Origin of the sequence: Chryseobacterium barbadense, from assembly GCF_042849955.1 — a bacterium.
Taxonomy (GTDB): Bacteria; Bacteroidota; Bacteroidia; order Flavobacteriales; family Weeksellaceae; genus Chryseobacterium.
The window spans coordinates 1-6,505 of the sequence record NZ_BAAFHL010000086.1; the positions used below are offsets into that span (position 1 = coordinate 1).

The following is a 6,505-nucleotide window of genomic DNA, read 5'->3' on the forward strand; positions in this document are numbered from 1 at the left end:
ATGTATGATTATGGGGCGAGGATGTATATGCCGGATATTGGTAGATGGGGAGTGGTTGATCCGCTGGCGGAGAAAATGACTCGTCATAGTCCATATAACTATGCATTCAATAATCCGATTAATTTTATCGATCCTGATGGAAGAGAAGGTTTGGGATGGATTGAACAGAATAGTTTAAACGGTAAATCTTATACATATGATCCAAATGTTAATACCAAAGCAGAGGCAGAAGCAGCAGGATACACAGGAGTAAGCAACGTTTATAAAAGTGCTACAATTAATGGTACAACAAGTATTGCTGGTATTGAAACCAGTAGTTATTCATATAACTTAACATCTTCGGGTGGTGTAATTGATCAAAATGGAAATTCCATAAATACTAAAAACTTTGCTACAGAAGCAGGTACTGGCATTATGAATGTACAGCCTAGCGGAAAAGGATGGAGTGATGGTCCTATACAATATGTTGGCGGAGCTGGAGACCCTCTTGGAGTTTTTGAAGTCGGAGGAATGGCTCTTGCGGGTAATGGTGGAAATGAAAATTATCTTTTAGCAGCTTTATTAATAACAAGGAGTGGAAATACAGGAGGCTTAAAGATGTTGTCTGCTGAAAAAGGAGCACTTCAAAATACTTTCGAAAGTCAAATTGACGATTTAGTCAAATTAAATAATGGTAAAAATAGAGTTTCTATAGGAACAACAGATGGAGCTCTTCATTATGATTTGCGCGGTGCTCCACATAAAGGAGTAGAAACTCCACACATTCAACGATCGTTCCTAAATACAAACAATAAAGGAGAAACATTTTTAAATAAAGATAGAAAATGGGTTCAACCTGTAACCCAACAAGATGTAAGAATTATCAGAAATTATCTTAATAAGAAATAAAATATGAATGTAAAGGATTTATGGACAGATTCTGATTTTGAAGAAATGGGATGGCACGATAGTTATGTTTATTCTATTTTTCTTCCTGCTGAAAATCAAAAATTAATTTTAGATATAGATTATATTTTTAAATGGGTTTTAGACGAAACATCTAATTTGTATAAATTTTGGGTTTCACCATGTGATTTGGTGTTTATGGATGTTTTAAATTTGAAAATTGATCTTGACTTTCAAAACACCGTTGGGTTAGATATTCAGGACATTAACCGCTCAAATTCTCGATTATATCCTAATGGAAAAGATATAAAATGGGACTATGAAATATTGACTGATGTTGGTTCCATCACCTTCGAATCATCAGGTTATATACAAAATATAAAAGAGCAACCCATTTTAAGTGATTCTCAAATATTAATGAGAAAATAATATCCTGCTACCGATTTCATCGTGTGGCAGATAAATAAAAACCCTCGCATTTTGCGAGGGTTTTTATGTTATACAATGTTCTGTTTTGTATTAGTAAACAGAACTAAAGCGCAGCAATATTTTTAATTTTGAGAGCCTGAATAAACCCATCTACTACAGAAAGCAGATGTTTTTTATTTTCAGGATCAAGCTTTTCGATATCGTTGAAACGGTTGAGCATTGCAGGATCTTTGAAGATATTTACTTCTTCTGTCTCTCCTAAAAGATAACCAACTGTAGTTCCTAAAATTTTAGCAATATTTTTAGCAACCTCAATAGAAGGAATCATCTCATCACGCTCATACTTCCCGATAACAGAATAAGAAGTGTTTAAAATCCCTGCCAAATCTTTTTGGGAAAGGCTTTTAGCTTCTCTGCACTCTCTTAATTTTTTACCGAACGAATCCATTGTTTATATCTTTTAAGGTATTAAACCACTGTATTTTACTAATAATAAGCAAATATAAATACTTTATAAGGTAAATAAAAATCTAATAATTTTTGATAAATAGATTTTATAATATATCTTTGTACTCAATAAGGTATATAAAACTTTTTTCAAAAATTTTTTATTTATGGAAATCTCTCTCATAAAACAACGATTAAGTTTATCCGAAGTCCTGAAGCATTACAATTTACAGCCCAAAAACAAAATGCTTCATTGCTTTTATCACGAAGACAAAACAGCGAGCTTACAGGTCAATGTAGAAAAGAACTTTTACAAGTGCCACAGTTGCGGAAAAACTGGAGATGTAATACAGTTTATAGAAGATTTTGAGAAGTTAAGTAAACACGAAGCGATTGTAAAGGCACAAAGTTTAATGAGTTCGGAAATGTCAATTTTAAAAAATCCAACAACTAAAAACAATCGTCTGTCCGACACGGACTTTTTAGAAAACACGTTTAGCTATTTTAGAAAAGCTTTGTATTGTTCCAATCCTGCAAAGCAATATATTGAGAAAAGGAATTTGGATAACTCCATTTTAGAAATCGGTTACAACTCGGGACAATTCCACCACGGAGAAAGGAAAAGCGAAGAATTAATCAGCAATGCTTTAGAAGTAGGGTTATTACAGGATAAAGGATTAATCAACAACAGAACAGGAGAAAAAGGCTATAGTATTTTTGCGAATAAATGTATTGCTTTTCCACTGAAAAATAAATCTGGAGAAATCGTAAGCTTTTATTTTAGAGCCATAGTAGAGAACAAAAACGGTAAACATTTTTACTTAAAAAACCGCAGTGGAATTTATCCCGGATATCCGAAATCAGATACTAAAAAACTGATTTTGACAGAAGCTATAATCGACTGTGCAAGTTTACTTCAGATCAAAGAAATCAGGGACAATTACAGCCTTATAAGCTGTTTTGGAACGAATGGATTGAATGAAGAAATTTTAAGCGCAATAAAAGAGCTTCAGGAGCTGGAAGAAATTATCTTTTGTTTTGATCAGGATGATGCGGGAAAAAAGGCGGTTAAGAAATATGCAGAAGAATTTAGAAATTATAAAATCTCTACGGTAGAACTTCCTAATAAAGATATTAATGAGACTTTGCAGTTACACGATGAAACGATATTTATAGAATTACTGAATAGCCGAAAAGATATTTTTCTTTCATCTGAAAATAAAATAAAAGTTACTGTAGAGAAATCTGTACAATCAGCAGGAAAGGAAAAGGCAGAGCCAAAGACAACAGCAGACTTTCTACAGCAAAAAGACTTACTGAAATCATTAAATAATTTAATAGAAAAAGCAGGGATAATCGGCGAAGAAAACAGCCGTTTATTATTGTTTTTAATTACAATCAGTTACTTAAATAAAAGCCCGTTACACGGCATTGTGCAAGGAAGTTCGGGAAGCGGAAAAACACATATTATCTCGAGGATTGCAGATTTGATGCCACAGGAAGATGTTCTGAGATTTACGAGAATTACAGAATCTAGTTTATACAATTGGGGCGAGTTCGATTTATTCCAGAAGATAATAATCATCGAAGATTTGGACGGATTAAAGGAAGATGCTTTGTATGCACTTCGTGAATTTATCAGCAATCAGGTGTTGAGAAGTTCTGTTACTATCAAAGATAAAAAGGGAAATAATAAATCTTCCCATAAAATCGTGAAAGGACAATTTAGCAGTTTATCAGCAACGACCAAAGGAGAAACTTACGAAGATAATATGAGCAGAAGTTTTTTACTGGCAGTCGATGAAAGCAAAGAGCAGACACAAAGAATCATCCATTATCAGAACCAAAGGAACGCAGGGGAAATTGACAGAAACGAACAAAATTGGGCGACGAACTTCGTCCAGAAATTAGTCAGAAATTTAAAGTATTATGAGGTTATTAATCCCTATGCAACAAGACTCAATCTTCCTGAAAAGGTACATAAAATAAGGAGATTAAACGATATGTATCAGGCAGTTATTAAACAGGTTACATTTATCAATCAATATCAGAGAGAAGTTAAAAACGGGTATCTCATTACAGAAATCGAAGATATAGAACAGGCTACAGAAGTACTATTTGAAAGCATCGTGTTGAAAGTAGACGAATTAGACGGAAGTTTAAGACAGTTCTTTGAAAAGTTGAAGAAGTTTATAAAAAGTCCTGAAAAAGACTTTATGCAACGAGAGATCAGACAGGAATTTAATTTATCAAAAACACAGTTACAGAGATATATCAACACCCTTTTAGAACTCGAATATATTAAGCAAGCTGGAGGATTTAACAATACAGGAATCCGCTACAAAGTAAGTTATTGGGATAATTATCAGAAACTTAGAGCAGAAATAAAAGAGTATTTATTGAAGCAGATAAAAGAATTAAAAAGCAATAAATAAAATTGCCTGACCTGTAAGGTCTGGTTCACTACGGTTCGCCATTGGTTCACAAAAAATAAAGCTACGACAAAATAAATCATTCATCATCAATCATTTATCAATTATAAATTGTCTGGTGACCCAAAATAAAAAATATTGAGTAAGCAAAACCATCATACTTATGAAATATGGAAGAATTTAGAAGATATTTAGAACTTCGGAACTACCAGAAAAAGAACATTCAGAGAATTTTATCTATAGTAAAAGAATACGAACAGTACAGAGAAAAAGGAAACCTTCCGAAAGATTATATCCGTTATCTGAAACAAAGAAAAAATAAAAACAATCCTGAAAAATTACTCAGCAACAATACGGTAAACAATCATTTAACCGCCCTTAAATTATACAGAAACTACAGAAAAGAAACCCTTCAGAAAGAAACCAGTCTTGTCATCTGCAAAAGCCTTAAAACCATTATTCCTGAGATAGAAATATTAAACCCGGAAGAAATACAGAACCTCTTTGAAACAGCGGTAAATACAAGAGATAAAGCCGTTTTATGTTGTTTGTATTATTTAGGATTACGGGCAGGAGAATCGGCAGAACTGTTACTGGAAGATGTAGATATAGAAAACGCAAAAGTCCTGATAAGAAAATCCAAAACAGGCTATCAGAGAGAAGTTCCCATCCATAGCAAAGCATTAGAAATATTCACAGATTATTTACAGATAAGAGAAGAAAAAGGAGAATGTTTTTTACAGGGATTAAAAGGAAATTTAACGCCTTCAGGAATAGAATTTATCATCGAAAAGATTGCAGAAAAAAGCAGTATTACAAAAAGAATTTATCCCCATTTACTAAGACACAGCATTGCATCCCATCTCCTTAAAAACGGAATGAAACTCGAAAAAGTAAGCAGATTTTTAGGACACAGAAGCTTAGAAAGCACACAACGTTACACCCATCTATGAAAGAGTTTTTACACTATTTAAAAGATCATTATCATTATACAGAAAATACATTAGTAGAGAAAGAAAAGCAGGTTTTGTTATGGAAAAACCTATGTTCCGGAAAACAAAATTTTGATAAAATAAATACAGCAGAACTATTAAAAATTGTAGCATTACAACAGAAAAAATATGCCTTAATTACAGTAAATAATCAGATCAGAACTATAGAACAATACTTTGAATATTTACAATTATCAGGAAAAAGAAAAGATCATCCTTTAAAGAATTTTAGAATAAGAACACCGAAAAGACCATTAATTACAGGGTTTTTAACAGAAGAAGAATTACAGAATATCGAGAAAGATTTTAGAGAAAAGAAATACAAAAAAGGACAGTTCAGTTTATTTGGAAAAAGAAATCAGATCATTTTAGGATTAATTATTTATCAGGGATTAAACACAGGAAGTTTAAGAGAATTAAAAGTACAGGATATAGATTTAGAGAAAGGAAAAATTAAAGTTCCTGAAGCCACGGAAAACCGATTAAAAGAAAGAATTTTACCGTTAGAAGCATCACAAATTTTAGAGCTGTACAAATACATTACAGAAACAAGAACAGAATTATTACAACTCTCAAAAACGGTAAAAGAAACGGAAAAGCTTTTTATTTTAAGTGAAAAAACAAGATTTAGCAGTATCACATCGGAAATTAGAAAACAGATTAATATCGAAAGTTTACAGCTGATCAGAAACAGCAGGATTAATCTCTGGCTGAAACAATACAATGTAAGAGAAGTTCAATACAAAGCAGGATTTAGATATTTAAGAAGCCTGGAATATTTTAATCAAACCGAACTCGAAAATCTGAAGCAGGAAATTGAAAAATACATCTCCTAAAAAGCCACAGCAAATTACATAATCAAAATTATACGCACGTCCAGCGCAAAACGTTGTTCTCCACTCCGCAAAGCTCCGTTACGCACAAAACCCGATCAGTGCCTATAATTTGGGATTATGCAAAATGCTTTCCTTTGTTCCATACGAAGTATTCCACAGCCACCGCTCTACGTTCTCCGAATGGAATTTTAGCCGAATAAACCACCGAAACTTCTCAACTCCGCTTCATTGACCTTCTCGCCGACAAGACAACTAAAAATGTGGATTTGTGGATAAAGCCAACCCCGAAATCCGCACCGATTTTATCCACAAGTCCACATTTACAACAACACCGACAACAAAAAGACTTTTATTTTTTCAATTGAAAAAGAAAAATTATATTTACGTAAGCGAGCAAGCGAAGACGATCACAGTGAAAAGCCTCGCGCGAAAAGAACTGAAGTAGGAAAATCCTAAAAAATGAAGTAGACTACGGAATGTATGA

The 6,505-nt window shown here is 33.0% G+C and carries 6 protein-coding genes; 5 read left to right on the forward strand and 1 reads right to left on the reverse strand.

The annotated features are described in order from the left end of the window. Window positions 1-888 (forward strand): RHS repeat-associated core domain-containing protein (locus ACGHIN_RS16020; protein WP_390455801.1); only part of this gene is annotated, 888 nt, incomplete at its 5' end. Between the two features lie 3 nt (window positions 889-891). Then, window positions 892-1,314 carry a hypothetical protein gene (locus ACGHIN_RS16025; RefSeq protein WP_390455804.1) on the forward strand — a complete coding sequence of 141 codons (423 nt, stop codon included), beginning with the start codon at window positions 892-894 and terminating at the stop codon, window positions 1,312-1,314. A 103-nt stretch (window positions 1,315-1,417) separates the two neighbouring features. Here ACGHIN_RS16025 and ACGHIN_RS16030 read toward each other — a convergent pair whose 3' ends face one another. Then, window positions 1,418-1,762, reverse strand: a complete 345-nt coding sequence (locus ACGHIN_RS16030; protein WP_390455806.1) for a helix-turn-helix domain-containing protein — start codon at window positions 1,760-1,762, stop codon at window positions 1,418-1,420. A gap of 166 nt (window positions 1,763-1,928) precedes the next feature. Between ACGHIN_RS16030 and ACGHIN_RS16035 the strand changes: the two genes are divergently transcribed. The 3 genes from ACGHIN_RS16035 to ACGHIN_RS16045 all read left to right on the forward strand — a co-directional run bounded on the left by ACGHIN_RS16035 (window position 1,929) and on the right by ACGHIN_RS16045 (window position 6,021). Next, the gene (locus tag ACGHIN_RS16035) at window positions 1,929-4,196 is read left to right on the forward strand and encodes a CHC2 zinc finger domain-containing protein (protein ID WP_390455809.1); all 2,268 of its coding nucleotides are present in this window, start codon (window positions 1,929-1,931) and stop codon (window positions 4,194-4,196) included. Between the two features lie 167 nt (window positions 4,197-4,363). Beyond that, window positions 4,364-5,146 carry a tyrosine-type recombinase/integrase gene (locus tag ACGHIN_RS16040; RefSeq protein WP_390455812.1) on the forward strand — a complete coding sequence of 261 codons (783 nt, stop codon included), beginning with the start codon at window positions 4,364-4,366 and terminating at the stop codon, window positions 5,144-5,146. Next, complete coding sequence (locus tag ACGHIN_RS16045) at window positions 5,143-6,021, forward strand: tyrosine-type recombinase/integrase (protein WP_390455815.1); 879 nt, start codon at window positions 5,143-5,145, stop codon at window positions 6,019-6,021. The genes ACGHIN_RS16040 and ACGHIN_RS16045 overlap by 4 nt, the downstream gene beginning before the upstream one ends. Window positions 6,022-6,505 lie beyond the last annotated feature (484 nt).

Coding starts and splice junctions, on each gene's coding strand:
- ACGHIN_RS16035 (WP_390455809.1), top strand. CDS start 1,929: ATGGAAATCTCTCTCATAAAACAACGATTAAGTTTATCCGAAGTCCTG.
- ACGHIN_RS16040 (WP_390455812.1), top strand. CDS start 4,364: ATGGAAGAATTTAGAAGATATTTAGAACTTCGGAACTACCAGAAAAAG.
- ACGHIN_RS16045 (WP_390455815.1), top strand. CDS start 5,143: ATGAAAGAGTTTTTACACTATTTAAAAGATCATTATCATTATACAGAA.
- ACGHIN_RS16030 (WP_390455806.1), bottom strand. CDS start 1,762: ATGGATTCGTTCGGTAAAAAATTAAGAGAGTGCAGAGAAGCTAAAAGC.
- ACGHIN_RS16025 (WP_390455804.1), top strand. CDS start 892: ATGAATGTAAAGGATTTATGGACAGATTCTGATTTTGAAGAAATGGGA.